General features: G+C 70.7%; 21 protein-coding genes, 2 pseudogenes and 2 CRISPR repeat arrays. Of the genes and pseudogenes, 6 read left to right on the forward strand and 17 right to left on the reverse strand.

The window, feature by feature from the left end; translation table 11 throughout:
• Positions 1-2 precede the first annotated feature (2 nt).
• Positions 3-959: a type I-E CRISPR-associated endonuclease Cas1e gene (gene cas1e, locus ACGFI7_RS10460; RefSeq protein WP_393401806.1), complete on the forward strand. Its 957-nt coding sequence runs from the start codon at positions 3-5 to the stop codon at positions 957-959.
• A complete protein-coding gene (cas2e, locus tag ACGFI7_RS10465) occupies positions 956-1,306 on the forward strand; it encodes a type I-E CRISPR-associated endoribonuclease Cas2e (RefSeq protein ID WP_393401809.1) in 351 nt (116 codons plus the stop codon). The genes cas1e and cas2e overlap by 4 nt, the downstream gene beginning before the upstream one ends.
• Positions 1,307-1,441: 135 nt before the next feature.
• Positions 1,442-2,202: a CRISPR direct-repeat array (repeat unit 29 nt; unit sequence GTGCTCCCCGCGCACGCGGGGATGGTCCC).
• Between the two features lie 69 nt (positions 2,203-2,271).
• Here the strand turns inward: cas2e and ACGFI7_RS10470 are convergent.
• The 15 genes and pseudogenes from ACGFI7_RS10470 to ACGFI7_RS10540 form a co-directional block, all read right to left on the reverse strand.
• Positions 2,272-3,627 carry an IS4 family transposase gene (locus tag ACGFI7_RS10470; RefSeq protein ID WP_393401812.1) on the reverse strand — a complete coding sequence of 452 codons (1,356 nt, stop codon included), beginning with the start codon at positions 3,625-3,627 and terminating at the stop codon, positions 2,272-2,274.
• 121 nt (positions 3,628-3,748) lie between these two features.
• Positions 3,749-3,960: direct repeats of the CRISPR family, unit length 29 nt; unit sequence GTGCTCCCCGCGCACGCGGGGATGGTCCC.
• 168 nt (positions 3,961-4,128) lie between these two features.
• Positions 4,129-4,365, reverse strand: a pseudogene (locus ACGFI7_RS10475) (ISL3 family transposase); the annotation flags it as partial.
• A complete protein-coding gene (locus ACGFI7_RS10480; protein ID WP_393401815.1) occupies positions 4,299-5,666 on the reverse strand; it encodes an ISL3 family transposase in 1,368 nt (455 codons plus the stop codon). The pseudogene ACGFI7_RS10475 and the gene ACGFI7_RS10480, both read right to left, overlap by 67 nt.
• A gap of 369 nt (positions 5,667-6,035) precedes the next feature.
• On the reverse strand, positions 6,036-6,797 hold the full coding sequence (locus tag ACGFI7_RS10485) for a nuclease-related domain-containing protein (RefSeq protein WP_393401817.1): 762 nt from the start codon (positions 6,795-6,797) through the stop codon (positions 6,036-6,038).
• A 76-nt stretch (positions 6,798-6,873) separates the two neighbouring features.
• Complete coding sequence (locus ACGFI7_RS10490; protein WP_393401820.1) at positions 6,874-7,404, reverse strand: hypothetical protein; 531 nt, start codon at positions 7,402-7,404, stop codon at positions 6,874-6,876.
• Complete coding sequence (locus ACGFI7_RS10495; protein ID WP_393401822.1) at positions 7,401-9,134, reverse strand: type IV secretory system conjugative DNA transfer family protein; 1,734 nt, start codon at positions 9,132-9,134, stop codon at positions 7,401-7,403. The genes ACGFI7_RS10490 and ACGFI7_RS10495 overlap by 4 nt, the downstream gene beginning before the upstream one ends.
• Before the next feature lie 680 nt (positions 9,135-9,814).
• The gene (locus ACGFI7_RS10500; RefSeq protein WP_393401824.1) at positions 9,815-11,110 is read right to left on the reverse strand and encodes a hypothetical protein; all 1,296 of its coding nucleotides are present in this window, start codon (positions 11,108-11,110) and stop codon (positions 9,815-9,817) included.
• Positions 11,111-11,129: 19 nt separating this feature from the next.
• The gene (locus tag ACGFI7_RS10505; RefSeq protein ID WP_393401826.1) at positions 11,130-12,566 is read right to left on the reverse strand and encodes a hypothetical protein; all 1,437 of its coding nucleotides are present in this window, start codon (positions 12,564-12,566) and stop codon (positions 11,130-11,132) included.
• Positions 12,567-12,592: 26 nt separating this feature from the next.
• Positions 12,593-13,891, reverse strand: a complete 1,299-nt coding sequence (locus ACGFI7_RS10510; RefSeq protein WP_393401828.1) for a hypothetical protein — start codon at positions 13,889-13,891, stop codon at positions 12,593-12,595.
• A complete protein-coding gene (locus ACGFI7_RS10515; protein WP_393401830.1) occupies positions 13,891-15,510 on the reverse strand; it encodes a thiamine pyrophosphate-binding protein in 1,620 nt (539 codons plus the stop codon). The genes ACGFI7_RS10510 and ACGFI7_RS10515 overlap by 1 nt, the downstream gene beginning before the upstream one ends.
• Before the next feature lie 18 nt (positions 15,511-15,528).
• Positions 15,529-16,173: an isochorismatase family protein gene (locus ACGFI7_RS10520; RefSeq protein WP_393401832.1), complete on the reverse strand. Its 645-nt coding sequence runs from the start codon at positions 16,171-16,173 to the stop codon at positions 15,529-15,531.
• Positions 16,174-16,214: 41 nt separating this feature from the next.
• Positions 16,215-17,378 carry an isochorismate synthase MenF gene (locus ACGFI7_RS10525; RefSeq protein ID WP_393401834.1) on the reverse strand — a complete coding sequence of 388 codons (1,164 nt, stop codon included), beginning with the start codon at positions 17,376-17,378 and terminating at the stop codon, positions 16,215-16,217.
• 35 nt (positions 17,379-17,413) lie between these two features.
• Positions 17,414-18,175 (reverse strand): SDR family oxidoreductase, encoded by a 762-nt coding sequence (locus tag ACGFI7_RS10530; RefSeq protein ID WP_393401836.1) that lies wholly within the window; start codon positions 18,173-18,175, stop codon positions 17,414-17,416.
• Entirely contained in the window at positions 18,172-18,387 is a 216-nt protein-coding gene (locus ACGFI7_RS10535; RefSeq protein WP_393401838.1) for a hypothetical protein, read from the reverse strand. Before ACGFI7_RS10535 ends, ACGFI7_RS10530 begins: the two co-directional genes overlap by 4 nt.
• A gap of 11 nt (positions 18,388-18,398) precedes the next feature.
• Entirely contained in the window at positions 18,399-20,063 is a 1,665-nt protein-coding gene (locus ACGFI7_RS10540; protein WP_393401840.1) for an MFS transporter, read from the reverse strand.
• 232 nt (positions 20,064-20,295) lie between these two features.
• Here ACGFI7_RS10540 and ACGFI7_RS10545 point away from each other — a divergent pair, with 232 nt between their 5' ends.
• Positions 20,296-21,075 (forward strand): SAM-dependent methyltransferase, encoded by a 780-nt coding sequence (locus tag ACGFI7_RS10545; RefSeq protein ID WP_393401842.1) that lies wholly within the window; start codon positions 20,296-20,298, stop codon positions 21,073-21,075.
• Positions 21,076-21,096: 21 nt separating this feature from the next.
• A complete protein-coding gene (locus ACGFI7_RS10550) occupies positions 21,097-21,441 on the forward strand; it encodes a transposase (RefSeq protein ID WP_393401844.1) in 345 nt (114 codons plus the stop codon).
• A 3-nt stretch (positions 21,442-21,444) separates the two neighbouring features.
• Here ACGFI7_RS10550 and ACGFI7_RS10555 read toward each other — a convergent pair whose 3' ends face one another.
• A complete protein-coding gene (locus ACGFI7_RS10555) occupies positions 21,445-22,302 on the reverse strand; it encodes an RNA polymerase subunit sigma-70 (RefSeq protein ID WP_393401847.1) in 858 nt (285 codons plus the stop codon).
• Between the two features lie 310 nt (positions 22,303-22,612).
• Between ACGFI7_RS10555 and ACGFI7_RS10560 the strand changes: the two genes are divergently transcribed.
• Both ACGFI7_RS10560 and ACGFI7_RS10565 read left to right on the forward strand, forming a co-directional pair.
• Positions 22,613-23,044, forward strand: a complete 432-nt coding sequence (locus ACGFI7_RS10560) for a dihydrofolate reductase family protein (protein ID WP_393401850.1) — start codon at positions 22,613-22,615, stop codon at positions 23,042-23,044.
• A complete protein-coding gene (locus tag ACGFI7_RS10565) occupies positions 23,010-23,195 on the forward strand; it encodes a dihydrofolate reductase family protein (protein ID WP_393401852.1) in 186 nt (61 codons plus the stop codon). Before ACGFI7_RS10560 ends, ACGFI7_RS10565 begins: the two co-directional genes overlap by 35 nt.
• A gap of 936 nt (positions 23,196-24,131) precedes the next feature.
• Here ACGFI7_RS10565 and ACGFI7_RS10570 read toward each other — a convergent pair.
• Positions 24,132-24,794, reverse strand: a pseudogene (locus ACGFI7_RS10570) (DUF4389 domain-containing protein); the annotation flags it as partial.
• Positions 24,795-24,997: the final 203 nt, after the last annotated feature.

Below are 24,997 nucleotides of genomic sequence, written 5' to 3' on the forward strand. Positions count from 1 at the left end.
CGATGGCCACGGTCGGGCAGCGGGGGGCGTCCTCCCCGCGCGAACTCACCCGCATGGGCGACCGCATCTCCTTCATCTACCTGGAGCGCTGCGTCCTGCACCGGGAAGACAACGCCCTCACCGCCGAGGACGCTCAGGGCGTGACCCACATCCCGGCCGCCACGATCGGCACCCTGCTGCTCGGCCCCGGCACGCGAGTCACCCATCAGGCCATGAGCCTGCTGGGTGACTGCGGAGCCGGAGTGGTCTGGGTGGGCGAACGGGGCGTGCGCTTCTACTCGGGCGGGCGGTCGCTCAACCGCTCGTCCTCTCTGGTGGAAGCGCAGGCGGCCAAATGGGCCAACCGCCGCACCCGGCTGGAGGTGGCCCGTGAGATGTACCGCATGCGCTTCCCCGGCGAGAACCCCGACGGACTGACCCGTCACGAACTCCTCGGCAGGGAGGGGCGCAGGGTCAAGGAGTGCTACCGGCGAGAATCCGAGCGCACTGGAGTGCCCTGGAACGGCAGGATCTACATTCCCGGCGAGTTCAACGCCGGCGATCCCGCCAACCAGGCGGTGACCGCGGCCGCCCAATGCATGTACGGCATCGCACAGACCACGGTCACGGCCCTGGGCTGCGCTCCCGGCTTGGGCTTCATCCACTCCGGGCACGAACTCGCCTTCGTCCTGGACATCGCCGACCTCTACAAGACCGAGATCGCCATCCCGATCGGCTTCGACGTCGCCGCCGAGAGCATCGACGACATCGGCTCTCGTACGCGCAGGGCCGTCCGTGACCACGTCAACAAGAGCGGCCTGCTCAAGCGGTGCGTTAACGACATCAAGCACCTGGTCCTTTCGGAGAGCGCTCCGGATGATCCCGACGACATCGACGTCGTCACGCTGCAGAGCGACGACGGAGAAGTCGAGTCAGGCCGTAACTACGCGGATCAGGACGACATCGAGGTTCCCTGGTGACCGTGATCGTGCTGACCCGCTGTCCCTCGGGGTTGCGTGGCTTCCTCACCCGCTGGCTGATGGAGATTTCGCCGGGCGTCTTCATCGGCGGGCCATCAGCCAGGATCCGGGAAGCCTTATGGCTCGAAGTTCAGAATTACGCGGATACGGGACGAGCCTTGCTCGCGTACACCACCGACAACGAGCAGGGGTTCACGTTCGAAACCCACGATCATAAGTGGCATCCGATCGACCACGAGGGCCTCATCCTGCTCCGTCGGCCGAAAGACCCGGGTCCGGGTGCCGCGAATGCTCCGCCTCGTAACTGGAGCAAGGCGGCCAAGCGGCGCCGATACGGACAACGCTGACTCAACGTTGTATCAAGAGGCTATCTGTCGACTGTCGTGAGAATGTCTATTCGTATGCTTCTGTCTGAAATGTCCATCTTCTTGCAAGTGCTCGAAATCAGCATGATCGCGCGGTAAACCCGCAGGTCGTCGAGGGTGCTCCCCGCGCACGCGGGGATGGTCCCGTCCCCTCAACCACCGCCGTGCCGCTGCCCAGGTGCTCCCCGCGCACGCGGGGATGGTCCCGTTGTCGTGTTCGCGCCGGTCACGCAGGAACCGTGCTCCCCGCGCACGCGGGGATGGTCCGACCAGCTGGTGGCCGACCCGTTGAAGGCGTTGGTGCTCCCCGCGCACGCGGGGATGGTCCCGGATCATCCCCATGCCCTACGGCCGCACGTCGGTGCTCCCCGCGCACGCGGGGATGGTCCCTTCGAGCGCGCCGACGCCCCCACCGTGGTGCAGTGCTCCCCGCGCACGCGGGGATGGTCCCACGTCCGACGGCACCCTGCTCGTCACCCCGCAGTGCTCCCCGCGCACGCGGGGATGGTCCCCGGTGGCACTCGAACGCCAGCGTGCCCGCGCTGTGCTCCCCGCGCACGCGGGGATGGTCCCCTGTTCGCCCGTACGGCGTCGCACGCCGAGTCGTGCTCCCCGCGCACGCGGGGATGGTCCCATCGGTCTCGGCCTGATGGCCGGCGTGTCCGGGTGCTCCCCGCGCACGCGGGGATGGTCCCCGGCGGGGCATCCCGACGCCGCGGCGTTCGCCGTGCTCCCCGCGCACGCGGGGATGGTCCCGACTACGAGGCGGGCGACCCGGTCGAGGTGTAGTGCTCCCCGCGCACGCGGGGATGGTCCCCAGAACCTGAAGAGAGCCTTCGACGAGACCCGGTGCTCCCTGCGCACGCGGGGATGGTCCCTGGAGCGCAGCGGCGAAGCCTCCTGCGTCCTAGTGCCAACGCCGTTCAGTTAGGGCTGGGGTAGCGGCGTCAAGGGCTGGCGGGGAGCATGCTCATGCTGATGGTGGCTTTGTAGGTGGTCCGGTCGATGGTGGGTCCGCGGGCGTTGTATTTGGAGATCGCGCGTTTGACGATGCGGTCTTTGGTGCGGACTCGGCGGGCGGGCAGGAGGTGGGCCAGAACGTGTTGGCCGATGGCGCCGATCAGGTCGATGTCGGTGTCGGTGTCGGTGATGACGCCGGTGGCCAGGACGAGCTGGTCGCGGGCGGCGGCCAGAGCGGTGGTGAAGCAGGCCCGGTCGGGGTCGAGGCCCGGGATGCTGTCTGTGGCGTCGGTCATCGCGGTCCGCAGGACCTGGTAGGCGGTCAGCAGGGCCCAGACCTCCTGCTCGATGCCGTCGGGGGTACGTGCTCGTAGGATGTGTCCGCCCAGGAGGGTGGACTTCAGCTCTGCGTAGGTGGTCTCGATCTCCCAGCGCTCGTGGTAGAGCCGCACGAGGTCGGCCGCCGGGTAGCGGGAGGTGTCCGTGAGGGTGGTCAGCAGCCGGCAGTGGCCGGTCCTGCTGCCTGCGGCGGTGCGGATGGTGATCTCGGCGTTGATGACGCGGACGGTCAGCGCGCCGAGCCGGGCCAGTGCCGAGCCGTCCCGGCAGCGGGCCACGGGCAATTTCCGGCCGGATTTGCAGCGCACCAGCAGGTCGGCGCCGGTGGCGGCCAGATGGTTGAGCAATTCGGTGGCGGCGAAGTTCCGGTCGCCCAGCAGCAGCATCCCGGTCCGCAGCTTGTCCGCCAGGCGTCGGGCGTAGTCCAGCTCACCGGTCGTGGCGGGTCCGAAGACGGCTCCGATCACCGTCCGGGTGCCGCACGCCACCAGCGCGGCCAGACGCAGTTGCGGGTAACCCGAGATCCCGTTGCCGAGCCGGTGCCGGGTGAAGGCCGCAAGGTTGGCCGGGCAGTCCGGGACCGGCAACAGGGTGCCGTCAACCGCTACCACCCGCAGTCCCCGCCACCATCCAGCGGCAGCGGCCGTCACCGCAGGGCCGCTGATCAGATCGAAGAGTGCTTTCATCGGGGCTGGTCCCAGCCGCTGGCGGGCCTGGCGCAGAGCGCTGCCGCTGGGCCGAATCGGTGCCAGATGCGCCAGCCCGGCGCACAACCGGTCGAACACCTGCAGATAACCCAGGTCGGTGAACAATGCCGCGGCCAGCAGCAGATAGACCGTGACCCGCGCCGGCACCAGACGGACCCTGCGCTCGCGCGCACGCGTCTCCGCCAGTACCTCATCGACCATCTCGAACGGGATGATCCGGGTTAGTTCGCCCAGGTGTCCCGGCGCGAACACCCCCGCGGCTACCCCGGCCGCTCGTTCTATGGCAACCTGTTCCAACAGCGGAGCTCCTGTGGTGAGGATGTCTTGGAGTGACAGACCTCTTCTACAGCGGCTCCGCTGCTTCGTTCACCCGCTTTGACAAACAGCCCGCGCCCTTAACTGAACGGCGTTGGTCCTAGTGCTCCCCGCGCACGCGGGGATGGTCCCTGGCCGCGCACGGCACCCACTACGTCCACACCGTGCTCCCCACGCACGCGGGGATGGTCCCCAGACCGAACAGGTAAGCGTCGCCGCAGGTCGGTGCTCCCCGCGCACGCGGGGATGGTCCCGGCACCGGAACGGTGATGGCGCTGCTGCAGGAGTGCTCTCCGCGCACGCGGGGATGGTCCCGACTCGCGCAGGTCGGCCGCGCTGGAGTCGATGTGTGTCGACGACGCGTGAATACTGGATCAGACACACATTTCGTGATCGGACCCAGGTCAGTCGGTCGGTCAGCAGGATGCGTTTGCGCAGGAGATCGAGGTTGGCGCGGCCGTACATCTGCCGCTTGAGCATTTTACAAGTTACGTGCCCTTCCACGGGCCCGGAGCTGTAGGGCAGAGTGAGCTCGGCAGCGACGGCGTCTTGGTCGCGGCGTAGCCCGGCAACGAAGGAGTGCAGCTCAGGTAAGTCGTCGCCTAGGACAGCGTTCATCCAGGTCTCCAGGTTCTGGCCGTGGCGATGCGTCATCATCTCAGCGAACTGGCGCACGCGCAGCTGAAGCACCGCCAGTTGGGGGCAGGTGGCGGTGAGCATCTGGAGTTGGCGGTGTTCGTCGGGGTCGAGGTGGGCGGGGTTGCGAAGGAACCAGCCGGTGGCCTGCGGACCGTGGGTGGTCGCGTTGATGCCGGTGCGGGAGGCCTTTCGTCACGCCAGGGGCGGACGTACTGGCGGACGGTGGTGCCGCTGCCGCGGTAGCCAAGGGCCTGCAGCTCCTGGTGGAGGAGTTCGGCGTTGGTGCATCCCTCGGCCCAGCGTTTGCGCAGGTAGGAATCGTGAACTTCCAGGTTCTTGGGCCGTCGGCCGGTGCCGTTGTGAACGAGCAGGTCTTCGGGGCTGGCGGCGCGGGCGAAGCGCCGGACGGTGTTGCGGCCCAGGGACAGCAGGCGGGCGATCTCCCGCAGCCCTTGGCCTTGCTCGAGCAGGGCGTGAACGGCGGCGTGCCGTTCACGGGTTCGGGCGGCGATGCGGTCCTGACGGTCGGCGGGCGAGCAGGGCGGGACGGACGGAGCCGCAGGTGGCGAGGCGTCGGTGCGCATGCCAGGTGGTGCGGCGGCCAGGGCTTGGAGATGGTCGCGGTGGCGGGTGACGGTACGCTCGACGGCCTCGCCGAGGTTTCGCCAGAGGTGCCATCTGTCCGCGACTTGGGTCGCGTGCGGCGCGCCCCGGGCGATGCCCTCGGCATAGGCGCCGGCTCGGTCGCGGCAGACGACCTCGACTCCGGGATGCGCGCGGAGCCATGCGGCGAGGGTGTCGGCCGTCCGGTCAGCGAGCACGTCCACCACGGTGCTGGTGGAGATGTCGATGAGGATGGTGCCGTAGGAGTGGCCTCGCCGCAGGGCGAAGTCGTCCACGCCGAGCACCCGTGGACCGGATTCCACAGCCGGGTCCGGCAGGACGCGGATCAGCCTGATCAGCGTCATCCGGCTGACCGAGGCCGCCAACCGGCTTGCGAGCCGGGCTCCGGCGCGGCCACCCAGAGCCAGCGCGATGGCCTGTAACGCCCTCGCCGCCCGGATACTGCGGCGGCCATACCGGACGGTCAGCCCCGGGACCTGCTCGGCAAATGTCGCCTTCGCACACGTGGACGTGCGGCAGAAGAATCGGTGAACCCGCAGGTGGAGGAGCACCTCCTGGCCTCCGACTGCCGTATCGGACAGCCGTCGTTCATAGTGGCTGTGCACCTGCTGCGACGGCGTTCCACAGGCAGGGCAGGCGGCCTCCACGGTTCCGCTTCTGGCCCGAATCCGCACCGTGGTTCCCGACCGGAACACCTGCTCCACGCACACACCGACCAGATGAGGGAACAGGACAGCAACCAACTCTTTGATCAACACGCTGCAGATGCTCGTGATCAGAGGCACGGCTACCGGCCGGAACGCCCGAACTGTGATCTACTCAGCAGGTTCGATCACGGAAAGTGTGCCTGATCCAGAATTCGGCCGTCGTTGACAGATGTGCTCCCCGCGCGCGTGGGGATGGTCCCGCGGACGGCCTGCAGATGGAGCTGGCCGTCGGTGCTCCCCGCGCAGGCGGGGATGGTCCCGCGTGGGGCTCGCCCGGCTTCGGTGGGGATGAATGCTCTCCGCGCACGCGGATGGTCCCCGCTACCTCGCGGGGCTCAGCGCCGGACGCGTGTGCTCCCCGCGCACGCGGGGATGGCCCTCAGGGTGGGTGTCCAACATCGAGATGGCGCTGTGCTCTGGTCAGCTAGGGGATCCCCGGGGGTTCGGTAGGTCTGGCGCCTGAGCGTAGGGCGGCAGGTATGCGGTTGCGGCCGTGGTCAGTGCGGAGACTTCGGCTACGTCGTGGCGATGAGGGCGGCGAGTGATGAAGCCGATAAGGCGGGCCGCTCGTAGCAGGGTGGCTCCGCGAGCCGTGATGACGCGGAAGCGGGGCAGGCGGGAGCCGTGCACTGCGATGATCGACGTGACATCGACGCGTCGGCCCGTCGCCTGGCTGAGAACCTCGCCGGCTCGCCGGGCCTCGAAGAGCACCGGCCGGACCACCTTGTCGATCGGTTGACGGCCGATCCACAGCGTGCCGGAGGCGGCTCGCAGGGTGGTGCGGCGGTGCCATTTCTTGGAGTCGATGACGAACACGCCGGTCGAGCCGATGACCAGGTGGTCGATGTTGGCGTTGCTGCGCGGTATCGCCAGGTCGTGCAGCACGGTGTAACCGGCCAGCTCCAGGGTGCGCAGGCGGCGGGCGGTGGCGCGTTCTCCGGCCGCACCCTTGCGCCAGGCCGCCGCTGGCGTGTGCGTACGTCTCCGCCGGACCAGGATGGTCAGGCAGGTGAGAGCGGCGGCGATCAGCCCCAGCCAGAGGGTGCTCAGCAACGCCACCAGCGCGCCGACGACGAGTGCGACGGTCAGGAGGACCAGCAGCCTGCTAGTGCGGCCTGTGGCGTGGAGGGCGTGGTAGTGGGCGCGGGCGGACGCGCCGGCGGATCCGTACGAGTCTGGCATCGACAATCCTCCTCGGCGTCGCCGGCAGGGGCCCTCACGGTACGGATGACGACCGACATTTCTCGCGCTTCGGTTTCTACAGCAGGTTCAGCTCGGTGATGGTGCGGTCGACCAGGTCGGTGTCCTCGCGCGGTGGCCCGTCCGGCTGGTGGTGCTGGCTGCAGGGCCGCATCCGTACCTGCAGGCGTTCGACGGTGCTAGGCCGGAGCCGATCCAGGTAGTAAGCGGCGTCGCTGGAGGTGGCGCTGTCCCAGGTGTAGGCGGTGCGCCAGGCGCAGTACAGCATGGACAGCTCTTCGATGACGTCCCAGTGACGTGGCCAGCAGCTCAGGACGGCCCGGGAGGCCTCAGGCCAGGCGAACAGCACGTCGCGGACCCAGTCGGCCAGCTCGGCCAGCCGCTCGGCCTTCTCCTCGTGCGGCATCCGAGGCCAGCACCACGGGCGCGGGCTCCGCTCGGGAACGTTGGCCTTGGAGGAGGGCTTGGGCCCGCTGGAAGAGGCGTTCAGCTGAGCGACGGTACGGGCGAGTTCTTCCAGCTCGGCGGCCAGGCCGGTGATGATCTCCGGCCGGTCGTCGTCTCCACCCTGCTGGCGGCTATCGCTCACCGGTCGTCCGCCTCAGGGCGGCGGATGTGCCACGGTCTGGCCAGACGGGGCCTTCGGCGGACGGTCCCGGGCAGGTCGGGCGGGCTGAGGGACGACCTCGAGGCGGCCTGCGGTGACTCCAGGGGCGGCAACGGCACCTCGCCGGTCTTGCGCCACCGCTTGTAGTCGGCGCGTTTCCAGATCCGCTCGATGCGGACGATGGTGGGCGTGGCGTTGCGGCGCAGAACGAGAGCCCGCCAGGTTGGCAGCCGGCGGGCCTGCTCGGGCGGCAGCACCGGGACGTTCTCCCAGCGGCGGGTACGCAGCCGCCGGCCGGAGCCGTCCACCGAGGTCTCCCAGTACGGCAGCGCGATCTCGCCGCACAACTCCGACATGGTCTTCAGGTCCTCGGGATCGGAGGTGGCGCCGAACAGCATCTTGGCCTTGGCGTTGTTCCAGATGGTCCGAGCCCCCTCCAGCCCCCACCGCTGGCGAAACTGCGCCTGGGACTGGCCGGCGACGATGAAGACCAGTCCGGAGCCGGCGGCGGTGGCCAGCCAGCCCGGCAGCCGCGGGATCGGGCACACCTCGGGCGCCTCGTCCAGGACGAACAGCACGGGCGGGTCCATCCGGCGGCCGGGACGGCGGGAGGCGAGTTCGCGGGCGTGATGGTGGAGTTCGGCGACCAGCGTGGTGAACAGCACCGGGACGGCCGGGGTCACGTCGTCACCGGCGATCAGATAGAGGGTTTCCCGGCGCCGTAGCAACTCGTCCAGGTCGAGCCCCTCCCCAGGCGGTGGGCAGATCATGTGGGCGATGGCCGGGTCGTCCATGCAGCGCAGCACCTGCCGGAGGGTGAGGAAGATGCTGTCGCGCGTACGGACGTGCAGGGTGTGATAGCGGCGCACCAGGGCGGCGGCGCGGTCGGTGTCGAGCCCCGGCCGGGGGCGGGTGAGGATCTTCAACGGAGTGGGGTCCTCGTCCAGCGCCCAGGCGTAGACCTGTTCCATCGTCAGTTGTTCGAGGGCGGCGGCGTGCATGAGCGAGGCCAGCACCATCGCGGCCTGGTTGGTCCAGAATCCCTCGTCGGACACGTCGCCGGTCTCCGCCGCCGCGACCATGTGCGCGGCCCGCCGGATGGCGGTGGCCTGATCGTGGCAGCCGTCCACCGGTGACCAGCGGACGGTGGAGGCCCAGGTGCCGAACCGGTCAGGGTTGAACAAGTGGACGCGCCGCCGCCGGCCGCGCAGACCGGCGGTCAGGGCGACGATGTCGTCGCGGATGCTGGTGACGATCACCGCGCCCGGGGCGTCCAGGATGCGGCCGGCCAGATGGGCGGTCTTGCCTTCCTTCTGCGGAGCCAGGCACAGCAGGCCGTCCTCGAAGGTGGCGTAGGCGCGCATGCGGAAGATCCACCCCTGTGCCCAGCCGAGGAACAGGGCGATCTCGCTGTGCGCGAGCAACCGCCGCCGCCACCAGCCCCGCACCGACGGGCGCGCGTGGCGGGCGACCTTGCGGGCGGCGGGAAGCCCGTAGTGCAGGTAGAGCTCCAGACGGCGGGCGAAGCCCGCGCCCGGATACATCCGCAACCGCAGCCGCCACCACAGCGCCAGGCCTTGACGGCGGCGGGGGTTGCGCAGGCGATGGACGGCCACGGCAGCCACCGAGGCAGCCAGCAGGACGGCGGCCACGGCGGCGAGCAGGCCCGGGTGCGGGAGGTCTGGCCAGCCGCCGCTCGCCCCCGTTGTCATCGGTGTCCTCGGGGAGGTTCGTCATGACATGCGGCCCAGATCAAGCAGCCCGGAGCAGGCGTGCCCGGCGGTTCTTCCGGACCGCCGTCACGGGGTGGACGAGTACGGGAAGCCGCAGGGCGTGCCGTCCTGGTGACGGTCATGGTGGGGGTGCTGGATGCCCGCCTGGTGGGCCTGCGGGACGAGGGCGTGCGGGATGGGCGAGGTTCGGCGGAGGTGGTCCGGCGGGGCCATGCGGAGGCACGGGTCGGACTGGGCTCGCGGGTCGCCGCTGGTGGGCGGTCCGACGGGGTGTGGTGCACGTACGAGGGAGGCTCGTCGGGTTCGGCACCTGGCTGTCCTATCGGGACGAAGGCCAGCCAGGTGCCGAGGCCGATGGCGGCGGCCAAGGTGAGGGCCAGGGGCATGAGCTTGCGCCAGTCGGTGCGGGCCGGTTCGAACTCGTCCTCGTCGTCCGGGACCGGTGGAAGCGGTAGAGGGCGCACGCGGCCCGCGTTGATCGGCGTGGCAGGTGCGTCCGCATGTACGCCCTCGACGGACGACCGCTGCATGGCCGGTCCCAGCTCGACGGGATAGCCCTCGCCGACGTCGGTGAACGCCGCAGGTCCCTCATAACCGTCATAGAGGCCGTCGGGCACGTCGCGAGAATCGGATGGCATGAGGCGTTCTTTCGATCTGAATCACACGACGATGAAGATCTCGCCGACCGCCTTGCCGAGAGCGGCGATGTCCTGGCGAATACCCACCTCGGTCGAGCGCGGGTCGAACACCGCTGACAGCCGTTCGCGCAGCTTCTGGCGGATCAGGTGCGACCAGACCGGGTTGTTCGCCAGGTCGGCGTCGAGCAGCCGGTAGGTGCGGCCGCCGTCGACGGCGCGGTGCCCCCACAACGTCACCGTGGGCACGCCCAGCCCGATCACGGTGCCGATGCGGGCGTCGAGCTGGGCGGTGGCCTGGGCGTCGTTCCACGGTGCGGTGGGACCGCTGTGGGCCAGACCGTACTCCCGCGAACCGAGCTGGGCCAGTGTGTCCCAGCCGAGGGCCTTGATGCTCAGCCATTGGGCCCGGGTGGCGACCGCAGGAGTGATGGGGCGCTGATTGCCCGTCCTCGGGTCGGTCAGCTGGTACCGGCGGTAGGCGGAGGCGAACAACCCGTTGGAGACGTACACCTGCTCGACCGCGGCGACCCGCAGATAACGCTCGACGAGCTTCTTGGTGACCAGCGGCGCCTTGGCGCGCATGGCCGAGACGCACGTGGCCTCCGCGCCGCAGCCGAGTTCAGGCACCACCACGCCGATGGCGAGCCGCCTGTCCGGCGCGGCCTCGCGCAGGGCAGCTGTGGCTCGCCTGAGGAAAGCCTCGACGTCGTCCGAGCTGGTGAAGCCGCTGTAGGCCAGGTTGTCGGCGAACTTGATGCCGATCACCCCAGGCTGACGGGCGGCCTCGGCGAGAGCGTCCAGAGCGCGGCGGAACTGTACGGCGCCGGCGAGGTAGTCGTCGGCCAGGTCGCTTTCCACCCAGATGCGTAGCCTGGCCGACCGCGCGGACTCGATCGCGGTGGTGACCAGCGTGGCAGCGGAAGACACGCTTGCGCGAGGTGTCGTAGAAGACGTGGCCGACCGGCTGGGGCGGGCGGTGCTGGAGGCGGTGGGCGACAGCGGTTCGGCGGCCTCCAGGTTGGCGCCGTCGTCGGCGCTCCAGAACGCGGCGACCTCGGCGGCGTCCTGCGGCGGAGTCAGCCAGCGGCACACCACGTGGGCAGGCGTGTCGGCGGGCAGCTGGTCCTCGCAGGAGTCGCCGCGCTGGACGTCCAATGCCTGCTCGGCCCCGGGGTCCGCCGGGTCGTTGCCGGGAATCATGCCGGGGTCGGCCCTGGCCAGCAGCGGCATGCACGCCACCAGGGCCAGGCCGACGCCGACCGCGGTGAACTGCGCCTCTCGCCGGGTGATGCCGGAGAAGAACGGTGTCATCTGCATGCTCGCTCCAGAAAGGGGGTCAGCCGTTGGGGCAGTTCGACCAGTGGCCTTGGCCGTCGTTGACGTAGCTGCCGGTAGGCATCCAGGTGCCCTTGTCGGCCGCGACGGTCCAGCTCACGCGGAGGGTGGCGGTGCCGCTCGCGGTGGTGGTGCCTGACGAGGTCCGCCCGTCGCCGGTGTGGGTGGCGCGCCAGGTGAGCGTGATCGTCCCCGCCCCGTTGGACGGTGAGCAGCCGGGCCTGCTCAGCGGGGCGGCCACGGTGAAGCGGGTGCCTTCGACGATGATCTCGTCACTGGCCGAGGCGGCGATCACACGGCCTCGGCCAGGGGAGATCTTGAGGGTGAACGAGCCCGTGCGGAGCTGTCCGAGGCTGATACCGGCGGGGGAGAGCCGGGCGGAGGGCGCGGCGGGCTCGGGAAGCCGGCGGATCGTGACGCCGGAGGTGGCACGGCCGGTGGCGGTCGGTGGGCCGGAAGGCTTCTTGGCCATGGCCCGCTCCCGGGTCGGTTCGGCGGTGGCGCGGCCGGTCGGAGCCGGGGTGGTGACAGGCTCGGGAGGTTCTTCCACGGCCGGTCCGGAGGGAGGAACCGTGGCGATCAAGGTGATGGTCTGCGCCGTGGGCGGGGTGATGTGGGCTCGGCGGGCGGCCGGCTGCAGTCCCGACCAGGCCATGCCGATGAGCACCACACCTGTGACCACCGCGACGATCAACGAAAGGACTCGCAACGCTGGGACCATAGGGCGCAGGGAGAGCCGGGCTTCGGGATCGGATTCGTCGGGGCGCCGCTGCCAGAACTCCTCCGCCTGCTCCCAGGCTCGGAACGGCAGGCTCTTCGCCGTGCCCGGGAACCGGACGCTGGGCGTGCGCCGGGCGTCGGGCAAGGGGGACGGCTGGGCCGGGAAGCCGTCCGCGCGCCACAACGCCGGCTCCTCGCCGAGAGGTTCGGCCGTGGACAGCGAGTCGGCCAGGGTGTCCGGCGCCGGGAGGATCGGCAGCTCGCCCGCCGAACAGGCGGCCGTCGCGAGGTGCTCGCGGGCCTCGTCCACCAGCGCCTCGACCTGCACCGCCCCGGCGTCGAAGATCAGGGCGATCTCGACAGGGGAGAGCCCGTGCCGCACGGCCAGGTCGAGCACCTCGCGATGAGCCGGTGAGAGTCCCGCCATCGCCTCGTTCACCGGGCTTTCCAGGTCCGGGAACAGATAGGGCCGCGGTCCGCTGCGGGAGGCGGCCAAGGTACGGTGCGCCCGGGCAAGTCCGTACAGCCAGGCGCGCAGGTGCTCGTCGTCGAGCACGCGGTCCACGTGGACACCGGCCGACATCAGCGTTCCGGCAAGAGCGCGCTCGGCCTCGCCAGCATCCAGCATGGTCCGCAGGTAGTCATACAGCCGGTCGCCGTGGCGGCCGCGCAGGTCCTCGATGGCCTGCCGGGCGTCGTTCGACAGCGAGTGCCACATCGGCTCTCCTGAGATGTGGCCGCGATTCATCGGTGGCTCATCAGCGGACGGGCCTCGCCCGCGTACAGATGGTCGGCGAGCCGGATCAGGTCGATCGTGTTCCCGTGCTCGTCGACCGCCCACCGGCCGGGGTCGTGAGTGTGCAGGTTGAGCCGGATCGCGCCGTCCGTCCCCCGCACCCAGATCCGGCTCAGCGGATAGACCCCGACAAGCGGGAACCGGGTGCCGGGCAGTTCGGTCCGCAAGGAGCGCGCCAGGAGGCCGGATCGCCGCTGGATCTTCATTTCGTGGACGTTCTCCACCGCGATCGCCAGCCGGGGAGCGTCCGCGGTGGACGCGGCGGCGCGCAGTTGGGCGGCGAGGTAACTCAGCTCGGCCAGGTCGACCGGCGTGGCAGGAGGCGCGATCCGCACGAGCGCGCGCCAGAACCGGTCTCGGGCGGTGACGACGTCGACCAGTTCGTCCGTCGTCGGGACCCGGCCGCACGACAGGACATGCCGCAGGTAGGCGCCGACGACGTCGAGCTCGGCAGAGACCTCCACCCGCATCGGCCGCGCCCCGAGCCCGAGACCGGCTCGCCAGTGCTCGGCGTGCAGCCGGACCAGGGCCGGATGGCGGGCGTCGACCGCCTCGCACCACTGCAGCAGCAGCCGAGGGGACAGCTCCCCGCGCTGGGCGGCCTCCAGCAGGATCAGCGCGGTCGCGGCACGCGGCACGTCCAGCAGCACCCGGACCGGCACGCCGGGCGGGATGCGTGACAGCACACCAGCGCCCATGGCGGGCAGCCGGGCCGCGGTGTCGACCTCGGAGACGGTCAGCTCGTGGTCCAGCCGTAGCCGCACGATCTGTTCGCCGACCCGGCCGCGCCGCAGCCCGGTGACCGGAAGACTGCGCCCGCTCTCCGTGATCACCCGGGCGGTGCGGGCGCTGAAGTGGCATCCGCCCGAGACGAAGGTGATCTCGTGCAGATCGGCCACGCTACCGTCGCGGGGCGGGCCGCCGCCGATGAGGACGTGATGGGCGACGCCCGGTAGGCGCAGCCCGCCGTAGGCGGTGACGGTCTCGTGGCCGGGACGCGCATCCCGCTCGCACAGGACATCTTCCATCGGCATGTCCGCGTTCCCCAGGTAGGCGAACAGCCGCTCCTGGCGGCGGGCGGCCCGCATCACGGCTCTGCGCAGGGCAGGCGGAGCTCCTTCGACGGGCGTCTGCCACCACCCGCCCGTCAAGAGCCGCGCCGGCTGATCCCCGGAGGAGAGCTCGATCCGCTCCAGCCGGCTCGGAAAACGCGTCCCGAGCTGATGCAGCACGTGGATGGCCGGCATCACGCCTCCTCAGGGACGCTGCCGGACCGCACGGACGCGATCCTCGCGTCGATCAGCAAGGGCCCGTCGCGCGGACCGGCCAGCCAGTCGCCGACCGCCTTGAGATCCCGGCCCTGACGTACGACGGACGCCGCGCACCCGTAACCAGCGGCGACCGCCGCCAGGTCGACCGAGCCGGAAAGGCGATCGTCGCCGGTGTTGTAGACGACGATGAGCAGGGGCAGCCCCAGCCGGACGGCCGTCTCCAGATCCGCAGCCGCTCGCAGCACGCCGCGGTCGCTGAGCACCGCCACGGCCAGCCGCTCCGGCCGCGCCAGCGCCGCACCGATCCCGGCCGCCGGCGCGAGCCCCGGCTCCTCGATCAGCTGGGAGCACCAGAACCCGCAAGCATCCGGAACCCGCATCAAACTGATCGGATAACGCAGGAAGTCGCCGCGGTCGACCACGAGCGTCCGCTCCTGCGGCAGCACCGCGTCCAGCAGGTACGCCAGAGTCCAGGGATCGATACGGCCCTCGACGTGGACCGGCTGATAGCCGGCGTCGCGCCCGTCGCCCAGGTCGGCGAGGCGGCGGCGCACCTCGTCGGTGCGGTACCCCGTACGGGTCCCGGTCAGTTGACGCAGCAGGGCGCGGGCCGTGGCCGCGGCATCGCCCGCCACGCCCACATCGACTCCGGCGCCGACGACCGGGTCGAGACCGACCTGGACCACGCGAGCGCCCGGCCCGACGAGGTCGCCGCGGCGGGTCCTCCACTCGCGCATCGAACACCCCCAGCCGATCAGGACGTCGGCATCGCGGACCAGCTCCGCGACCGCCGGCGCCGACCAGTCGCCGACGACACCCAGATCCCAGCCGTCGTCGGCGAACAGACCATGCGCCGAGGCGGACGTCGCGAGCAGCGCCCCGGTCCGCTCGGCCAGCTCCTTCAGCTCCCGCCCGGCATCCCGGGCTCCGCGTCCGGCGACGAACACCAGCCGGCTCGCGGTGGTGAGCAGCCCAGCCAGGGAGCTGATCGTCCCGGCGTCGGGCGGCGGCGGTTCGGGAGTGTTCAGGTCGCCGACGGAAGCGAGCAGATCGTCCGGCGGTCGCGGACAAGATGCCTCCAGGACCTGCCGCCCGAACGTCAGCACCAGCGGGCGGCGCTGGATTCGTGTCGTGTGCAGAGCCCAGGCGATGACGGATACCGTCTCGGCGGGGTCGGCGACCGGTTCGATGAGCGCTCCGGCGGCGGTCAGCAGCGCCGCCTGTCTGGCCACGCCGAGCCCGTCCGAGGCTTCGGCCGCGAGCACGAGCAACGGGGTACGGCTGCGCGCCGCATGCGCAAGCCCCGGGATCGCGCTGACCAAGGCCGAGCCGAGCGGAACAGCCAGCACGGCGGGCTCGCCGCCGGTGCCGGTGTGAGCCTCCGCCATGATCGTCGCCGCCCCCGGCCGACAGACGTCGATCACGTCCAGGCCACACGCGGTCAGTGCCGGAGTGAGAAGGCATTCGTCGCTCGCTACGGCGAAGACGGTGCGGACACCGAGCGCGGCCAGCGCCAGCCCGGCCGCCTCGGCGACCGGAACTGCCGCCGCCTGAGCGCTCGGGTGGCCGGGCCGCTGTTCAGGAGGAAAGAGCATGAAAGATCGCCTTCCGGATCAAGAGGTAGAGGTGGGACGGCCCAAGGCGCGGATCACCTCGCCGGTGGCCTCGACGCGGGCACAGTGCCGGGCCATGTAGGCCAGCGCCGCCCGATGGTCCTCGGCGCTGAAGGCGGCGGTCGCGTCACCGAGGACGAAGGGCTTGATGTCCTGGCTGAAGGCGTCGACCGCGGTGGCCTGGATGCCGATGTGGGTATAGACGCCGCCGATCAGCAGCTGGTCCCGGCCGGAGTCACGCATCAGGGCGGCCAGCGGGCTGCGCGTCAGAGCGCTGTAGCGATGCTTGGGAAGCAGGATCTCGTCCGGCGCGGGAGCCAGCGGCGCGCAGATGTCGGTGTCCTCCCGCGCATCGGTCAGCCCGGGACCCCAGACATCAGCCAGCAGGCCGCGGTCGTCCGGGGACTGGGAGCCCGGCTGGGCGGTGAAGACGACCGGGACTTTCGACTCGGCGCAGCGCTGGCGGACGGCCAGCAGGTTGGACAGGACGTCGGCGATCGGCGAGGCGTCCATCTGGTAGGGCCGCAGGAAGTAGTGCTGCATGTCGTGGATGAGCAGCAGCGCGCGATCCGGGTCGATCGTCCAACTGAGACGGTTGTCGGGCAGAGCGGGCAGCATGTAGGGCGCTATGGCGGGGATGGCCACGGCGGCTCCTCTCGTCCGATCCGCGCGGGCGCGCGGAGAGGTCACGGGTCGGTGCGGACGCGCAGCGCCCGCAGGAGAGTGGAGAACTTCGCGCCGGTCTCGGCCAGCTCGGCTTCCGGTTCGGAGCCGGCCACGATGCCCGCCCCCGCAAACAGCCGCAGCGTCGTTCCCGACACGACGCCGCAGCGCAGCGCCAGTGCCCACTCGCCGTCGCCGGCCGCGTCCTGCCAGCCCACCAGCCCGGAGTAGAAGCCGCGGTCCACGGGTTCCAGCTCCTCAATGACCTGGCGGGCCACGCTCTCGGGGCTGCCGCACACCGCCGGGGTGGGATGCAGGGCGGCCGCCAAGGTCAGGCTGCACGCACCCGGATCACGTAGCCGGCCGGTGACCGGGGTGCTCAGGTGCCACATGGTGGCGGTCGCGGTGACCTGCGGCCGGGCCGGGACGTACAGGTGCTCGCAGAACGGCGCCAGCGCCCGCGCGACCGCGTCGACCACCAGCCGGTGCTCATGCAGATCCTTGCCGGAGCTCTGCAGGGCCAGCGCACGGGCCTGATCGACGGCCGGGTCGAAACTGCGCCGGGCCGAGCCCGCCATCGGGGTGGTGGCCACCATCCGGCCGTGGCGGGAGACGAGCAGCTCGGGGCTGGCGCCGATCAGCGTGGCATCCTCGCCGGCGGGTGCGGCGTACACGTACCGGGCGTTCGGGCCGGGAAGATGAGCCAGCAGTTCCTGAACCACCAGCGGCTGGTCCGCCTCCAGCAGCAGGCTGCGAGCCAGCACCACCTTCTCCAGCGGCCCGGTGGCGATCATCGTCCGTGCCTGTTCCACCGCCGCCAGGTAAGCGGCGGGCCCGGGATCGCCGGTCAGCGTCCAGGACGGGTGACGGCAGTCGAAGCAGTACGGGGCGAGCAGCGGATCGCGCCAGAGCGGCGTGCTGGACAGCACCAGGCGGGACCGTTCGGCGTCGAAGGCGATCAGGCCCGCGGCGACCATGCCGGGCCGGTGCAGGGCGGAAGCGACCTGGTTCGGCAGCGCCTTCAGCGGCGCGGTCAACGACGCCCCCTCCCCGCCGTCGGCCAGCAGGCTGTAGTCAGGAGTGCCGATCAAGACGGTGGAAGGCTTGTACTCCACAGGCAGTGGTACGGGGACGTCGCCCGGCGTCGGGGCGCGCATCGGGATCAGCGGCGGCGTGGAAACGGGCATGGTGAAAGGGCCTTTCGCAGGGGAGGGATGGGGTGTCACCCGGTCAAGCTGGCGCCGCCGTCGACGACGAGGTCCTGCATGGTGACGTGGCGAGCCTGCTCGGACGCCAGCCACAGCACGGCCTCGGCGACGTCGGCCGGTTGGGCGACCCGGCCCAGCGGGATGCCCAGCCGGAACCTGCCGGCATCGCCCGCGATGGCCTGGTCGGCGCTGGTGAGCGCGGCCAACATGGCCGTGTCGGTCGAGCCGGGTGAGACGCTGTTGCAGCGCACTCCGGCAGGTGCCAGCTCCAACGCCAGGTGACGGGTGAAGGCGATGACGGCGGCCTTGGAAGCGCCGTAGGCGGCCAGGCCGACGCGTGGGACGTGGCCGGCGTTGGAGGCGACGTTGACGATCGCGCCCTTGCGGCGTCGCTCCATCGGCCCGGCCACCGCCCGGCAGACCCGGATCACGCCGAAGGTGTTGACCTCGAACAGCTCGCGCAGGTCGTGCTCGCTCAGGCGAGTTAGCGGACCGTGCCGCAGGACACCGGCGACGTTGACGGCGATGTCCACCGGGCCGAGCTCACGCTGGACCGACCTGGTCGCGGCCTCAACCGTCTGCGGATCTCGTACATCACAATGGAAGGCGACCACGCGCGGCAGCGATTGCGGCTCGCCGTGGTGCAGGTCGAACGCGGCGACCCGCGCGCCGGCGGCGGCGAGCCTGGCACAGATCGCCGCGCCGATGCCCTGACCTGCGCCGGTCACCAGCGCGACGCGGCCGGCGATCCCGGCGACGGGCTCCGTGGCCGTCACGTATGGCCCCCGCGGTTCAGCGCCGCGTCGATGGCGGCGATGGCGTTCTCGCAGACGCCGCGCACGTGGTGCAGCCGGCACAGGCGGTCGGCGGACGCCACGTTCAGCACGGGGATGTGCGCGGTCGTCACCTCCTGCGGCCTGGCTGCGGCAGTCGAGTCCGCGGAGCGGCGAGGGAGAGGGATGGTCAGCAGGTCACCGGGAGAGGTCATGTGGTTTCCCCTTAAGGGTGAAGGGACAGCGAGTACGCGGGACGGACACCGGAGGTCAGCCGGGACAGCTCGTAGTCGGCTTCGCTGCGCACCTGGACCAGGGCGGCGCGCAGTTCGGCCAGCAGCCGGTGCAGCTCCTGCACCTCCTGCTCGGCTGAGACGCGCCCATTGGCCGCGCGGGCATGAGCTCCCCGGGCGGCGCGCAGCGCAGTGAAGACGGCCGCGACCGCCAGGAGCGAGGCCACAGCGATGACAGCGACGAGCACCGCGGTGAAACCGTCGTGCGGGCCGGACAGCACGTGCCGCTCCAGCAAGACGGACGAGCCGGCGACCCCCAGCGCCCCGCCGACCATGCGAGCAGCGGTCACCGCGCCGGCCGCCGTGGCGAACTCCTGCGGCTCGGCCGCCAAGGTGCCTGCCGTGAACGTCCCCGTGGCCAGCGCGCCGATCCCGGCGCCGATGACCGCCAGCGCGAGCACCATCCAGGCCGACAGCTCACCGACGCCCAGCAACAGCGTGCACCCGGCTCCTACCGCGATCGCCCCCGTGTAGATCACCGCAGGAGTGCCCCGCCGCCGCCCCAGCCGTCCGGCCAGCGGAGCGGCGACGAGGACCGCCAGCGAGATCGGGATCAGCCACCAGCCCGCCTCCGCGACCCGCAACCCGTGGATCTGCTGCAGGTAGAGCGGCATCATCACCAGGACCGTGTACTGCACCGCCCCGAACAGCCCGGATGCGATCGCGCTGACGGCAGCCCCCGGCCGCCGCCCAGCTCCGGCACGGCGAAGCGAGAACGTCAGCTTGACGGCCGCCGCCATGGTCACCGCCACACAGCCCACGGTTTGTGGGGAAGTCCAGCTCCACTGGCCGCCGAACCAGAGGGCCAGCACCGCCGCCGCGATGCCGGCAGCGGGTACGAGCGTGTCCGCCATCCCGGGCCGGGCCGTCCGGGTCCGATCCTTGGGCAGCAGCGGGACGACCAGCAGGAGAGCGGTCGCCAGCCCAGCGCTGCACAGGTAGATGGCCCGCCACCCGTGGGCGGCGACCAGCATGCCGCCACCGGCCTGCGCCACCGCGATGCCCAGCCCGGAGCAGCCGCTCCAGATCGCCAGCGCGCCGCGGCGGCGGGCGGGAGGCAGCCCGCCCAGCAGCAGCGCGAGCGAGGTGGGCAACATCATCGCCGCGCCGATCCCCTGCAGGAGCCGGCCACCCAGCAGCACCGGCCAGCTGCCTGTCCAGGCGACCGCGACCGCGCCCAGACCGAACAGCGCGACACCGACCGCGAGCACGCCGCGCCGGCCGAGCGCATCGGCCCAGCGGCCCGCGGGCACCAGCAGCGCCGCGACGGCCGCGAAGTTGACGACGTTGACCCAGGTGAGCTGTGATGCCGGTACTTGATCGGTCATCGGATCGGCCGCCAGCTCGCTGACCACCAGCGTGGTCACCCCCGCGTCCGCCATGACCACCGCCATCGCCGCGCAGGAGGCGGTGAGCAGCAACCCGCGGCGATGGCGCGCACGGTGGCTGCCGCGTCTGGCAGGCCCGCCCCGGGTGGGGCGGAGGCCGGGGCGGGCCTGGCTCAAGGGACGGCCGATCGGGTTCGGCCGCTCTCGTACCGGAGGCTTGGGCTCGTCGGCGGCGGGGGACGGGCTGCTGCTCGTTACCTCGATGCTCACCCGCCGCAAGGTAGGAAGGGCCGGTGTGGGCCCGGTCGCGGCGAGGTTGGGACCAGGGCGCCGCTCGGTCGCGAACTCCTGGTCAGCGTGTGGGATCGATTAATTCGATGTAATCGATCTTCTTCTGGCTAATCCGTACGAGATCTCTCTATGATCTTGATGGGCCCGATGTCAGAGAAACTCACCCTGTGACTCGAGGAGTGGCGTGCGCACGCAACAGCCCGAAGAAGAGATGTCCTCTCCGTCTCCCGCCCGGATGTACGACTATTTCCTGGGCGGCACCACCAATTACCAGATCGACAGGGACGCCGCCGAACGCGGACTGGCTTATGCGCCGGAGATCAAGACCATCGCGACGGCCAACCGGCAGTTCCTCATCCGCGCCGTCCGCTTCCTCGCCGGCCAGGGCGTCAGCCAGTTCCTGGACATCGGCTCCGGTCTGCCCACCCAGGAGAACGTGCACGAGATCGCCCAGTCGGTCACCCCGTCCGCGCGGACCGTCTACGTCGACAACGATCCGAGTGTCCTGCCGCAGGCCCAGGCGTTGATCATCGGCGATGACCGGACCCGCTACATCCAGGCCGACGTCCGCGACCCGCACGGCATCCTCCGTCACCCGGAGACCGTGCGGCATCTCGATCCCTCGCAGCCGTGGGCGGTGGTGTTGTGCTCGGTGCTGCACTTCGTGCCCGACGCCGACGATCCGTACGGGGTGGTGTATCGGCTGATGGAGGCGGCGCCGGCGGGCAGTTACCTGCTCTTCTCCCACGTCAGCAGGACCGACATCGATCCTGAGCTGTACAAGATCCTGATGGCGACCAACGCCAACAATCTCAGCAACCCGATCACGTACCGGACGGTGGAGGAGATCGCCCTCTTCTTCGACCAGCCGGACTGGGACCTGCTTCCGCCAGGCATGGTGGATGTGCAGCGCTGGCAACCGGACGGCCTCGCCGATGACTTCACCCCGGGGCGGGTGCGGGTGCTGGGCGGTGTGGCCCGCAAACGCTGAAGGCTGATTCTCGGCCAGGGTATGGCTCACCCGCTACTGCGGAACGTAGGGGGCACATCATGGCGTCGCTCTGATGTGGCCCTTGACCTGGCATCTGACGCACACCGTGGCCTGCTGGAAGCGATTGGCGCCGGTCTGCCAGGGCGCGTGCCAGCAGCGCTGCCGTCCCACTGCCTGCGCAATCTGCTTCCACCCGTGCCCGAGCCGGCGCAGCGGTCGGTGGCCATTCTGATGCGCACCATCCTCGACCAGCCTGCCGCCGAGCGGGTTCGCGCCCAAAAAGTACTCCAGGCGCACTTGGGGATCTTGGTTGATCGAGGCTGGGACGTGGAGCCTTACCTGAGAGCGGTCCCCTTTCCACGTTGATGGTCACGGCTGTCGGCTGGGGAGTGATCGGGGCAGCCCGAACCACGGGAACACGCTGTTGTCGAATCGGGTGATGGCGCAGATCCGATCGCCGGCGACTGTGAGGACGTAGAGGCCGACCCCGTGGCTGACGCCCTTGGAGGCACGCAGGTAGGCCCCGAATGCCGGCTGGCTGTTGGCTCGCGCCGGGACGAGGTCGAACCGGTGGTCGGCGCCGAACAGGCGGGCGCAGAAGCGGGCCACAACGTCCCGGCCCTCGTATTCGAAGGGCATGGGCGGCATCGACACCAAGATGTCGTCGGTCAGCAAGGCCACCAGCGCGTCGAGATCGGCGGATTCCCATGCGCGGACGAACATGGCCACGAGAGCATCCTCGGCGGGTGAGCCGACAGCAGGCGGAAGCAACCGCTGGTCAGCGGTCGTCGGTTGGCGGCGCCGCAGGCCGGTGCGCGCTCGTTTGAGGGCGCTGTTGACCGATGCGACGGTGGAGTCCAGCATGTCGGCCACCTCGCGGGCGTGGAATCCCATGACGTCGCGCAAGACCAGGACGGCGAGCTGGCGGGGTGGCAGAGCCTGCAGGGCGGTGATGAAGGCCAGGGAGATGGCTTCGCTCTGCTCGTAGCGGGCTTCGGGGCTGAGCGGCACCTGGATCGCGCCGTCCGGGAACGGCTGCAAGCAGACGACCTCGCCGAGGTGGGTCGGCTCGGGCGGTTCGACTTCGGGCACGTCCCACTTCCTGGCCGGATGCCGGCCAGCCGCGCGGTGGGCGTCCAGACACCGGTTGGTGGCGATCCGGTACAGCCAGGTGCGCAGCGAGGCCCGTCCCTCGAACCCGCCGAGGCTTTGCCAGGCGGTCAGCAAGGTGTTCTGCAGAGCGTCCTCGGCACCCTCGAAGGACGAGCATCCGATAGCAGTGCACCAGCAGCTCTCGAAGGTGCGGCTCGGTCAGCTCCCCGAACGCCTCACCGTCACCGGCCCGCGCCCGCGCGATCAGATCGACTGCCACCGCTCGCACCGTCCCTTCTTCCCACAGGTTGCCGCACTTCCACCCTGTTCAGGCGTCGGCCGAGGCGTGAACTGGGCGGTCGGCGGGCGCCCAGTTCTCCGCCGCATCGGCGGCTGTATGGGTGAGGGTGACCGGCGAACGGCGCCGACGCGAAGGAGGATTGCCATGGGCAAGATCGTGCTCAGTGGCCCGCAGAACGTCTCGCTCGACGGGGTGGTTCAGGACCCCGACGGTGTGGAGGGTTTCGAGCGGGGCGGCTGGTTCGCCCAGTTCGGGGGCAAGAATCTCGAGGAGTGGAACAAGGTCGCGCTCCAGGAGGCGCTACGGGCCGAGGCCTGGCTGCTGGGCCGGCGAAGCTACGAGTTCTTCGGGGCGCGGTGGCGGCCTCGCACCGGCGAACTTGCCGACAGGTTGAACAGCATGCCCAAATACGTGGTGTCCTCGACGCTCAAAGAACCGGACTGGAGCAACTCGACGGTTCTCAGCGGCGTGGTGGTGACCCAGGTCTCGAAGCTGAAGCAGGAACTGGACACGGAAATCGTCGTCCCTGCCAGCTATCGGCTTGCGCACGCTGATCGAACACGACCTCATCGATGAAGTGCGGCTGGTCGTATTCCCGGTCGTACTCGGGGCACGCGAGCGCCTCTTCGGCGAGGCCAGCGGCAGGAAGCCCATGCGTCTCGTAGACACCAAGACCATCGGTGACAGCCTGGCCCTCCTCACCTACGAGTTCGTCCGAGACGCCTAATCTGGTGGGTTCGGTTCATCTTGAAGGACCTGGGCGAGCTTGAACTGCGCCGGGACATAGATTCCGCTCTCGCGGGACCATCCCCGCGTGCGCGGGGAGCACTGGCCATGATGCTGGTCAGGCTGGTCATGGCTGGGACCATCCCCGCGTGCGCGGGGAGCACTGGTCCTCGTCGTCCCTTCAGGCTTTCGGCTGGGGGTGGGCAGGAGCAGGGGCAAAGGTCCCGCCCGGGTGACGTCCTTCGCCTTCGTCCGCCAGGCGGACGCCGAGCAGGATGAGCGCGCCACCTCCGGCGAGCAGGACGGCCGCGGCGGCGAGGAGCGTGGCGGTCGCCGCTCCCAGCCCGGGGAGCGTGGCGGACAGTCGGAGATTGGCGGTCACGCCCGGCGTGCCGTCCGCGTTCATGACGACGACGGCCCACGCGCCGGGCTGGACCTCCCAGGTCAGCGTCCCGGTGCCGGAGGCCGCCCAGAAGGTCCGCGCCGTGGGTGGGGCCTGCAGGGCCGTGCCGGGAACGAAGTCGCGGCCGGCGGCCCGCGGCGGGAAGGCAAGGTGGGTGACCCGCTCGTGGGCGACCCCGCCGAGGTAGGCGTCGATGTCGTCCTGGCGGGCGATGCCGAGGAAGACCGGGGTGGGGCTGCTGGACGCCTCGATGCGGACGCGACCCACGCTCTCCCGCAGGAACGGCACGCCCTGCCCGGAGACGGCCATCTCCTCGCCGGTGAGGGCGTAGGTGGCGGTGGTCACCCGCTGCGCGCCGGTGCCGACGAACCCGGCGGCGTCGCGGGCCGTGCCGAGCAGCGCCGCCCCGGCGCCGGCGGTCGCGGCGGCGATCCCGCCGAGGGCGAGCAGGGCTCCCGTGGCGAGCGCCACGACGGAGGCGGCGCCGTACCGGACCGGGCCGCGGGCGGCGGGCGGGTCCTTCAACCGGGGCGGCTCGTGCCCGCCCTGTTCCAGGCGGAAGGGAGGGTAGGCGTCGGTCATCAGCGTCGCGTACGCGGCCACCCGCAGCGCCCACCGGTTCATGCCCACGACGAGATCGTGCACGCCGCGCGGGTAGCGGCCGGTGAACAGCAGGCTCACAGCGGCGATGAGGACCAGCAGCCTGATGAGGCCGCCCCAGTCGAGCGTGTAGAGGACGCCGCCGCCATCCGGCAGGTCGCCGCGCCAGGAGATGACGCTGCCGCTGGTGAACAGGCCCACGACGAGGTAGTGCGGGATGGCCAGCAGCCACCATTTGACCAGGACCAGGCCGCGCGAGAGCCGTTCGGGGTAGTCGATCTCCAGCGTGGCCGGGTAGTCCGCCGCCGGCCCGAGGGTGAACGGCGGGTAGCGGTCGGTCCCGAGGGCGCCGTAGGAGTAGTACGCCACCCGCCAGGTCCAGCGCAGCACGCCCAAGTTGAAGTCGAACAGCGGGCGCGGGTAGCGGCCGGTAAACAGGATCGAGAAGAACGCGATGACGGTGAGGACGCCGAAGGCGATCCACAGGAAGCCGAGCGCGACGTAATGGGGGATCGCCAGCAGCCATTTGACGATCCACAGGCCCCGGTTCAGCGGCTCCTCGAGCCGGGCCCCGACCCGTACGGAATGGGTGCTCATGCTCCCAGCGCATCACTGCGGCGGGCGGCAGTCTGCCGGGCGAAAGTCCTGATCGGCGCGCCGATGGGCACCTTCCGCGCGGCCCGCCGGGCCGGGGGCCGGTTCGGCGTCACGCGCCGCCCCAGATGGGCAGGTCGGCGATGTCGTCGTGCTTCCAGCTGAGGTTGTCATGGACGGCGACGACGCCGTCGACGTTCTCGGCC

Origin of the sequence: Nonomuraea sp. NPDC048826, from assembly GCF_043198225.1 — a bacterium.
GTDB lineage: Bacteria > Actinomycetota > Actinomycetes > Streptosporangiales > Streptosporangiaceae > Nonomuraea.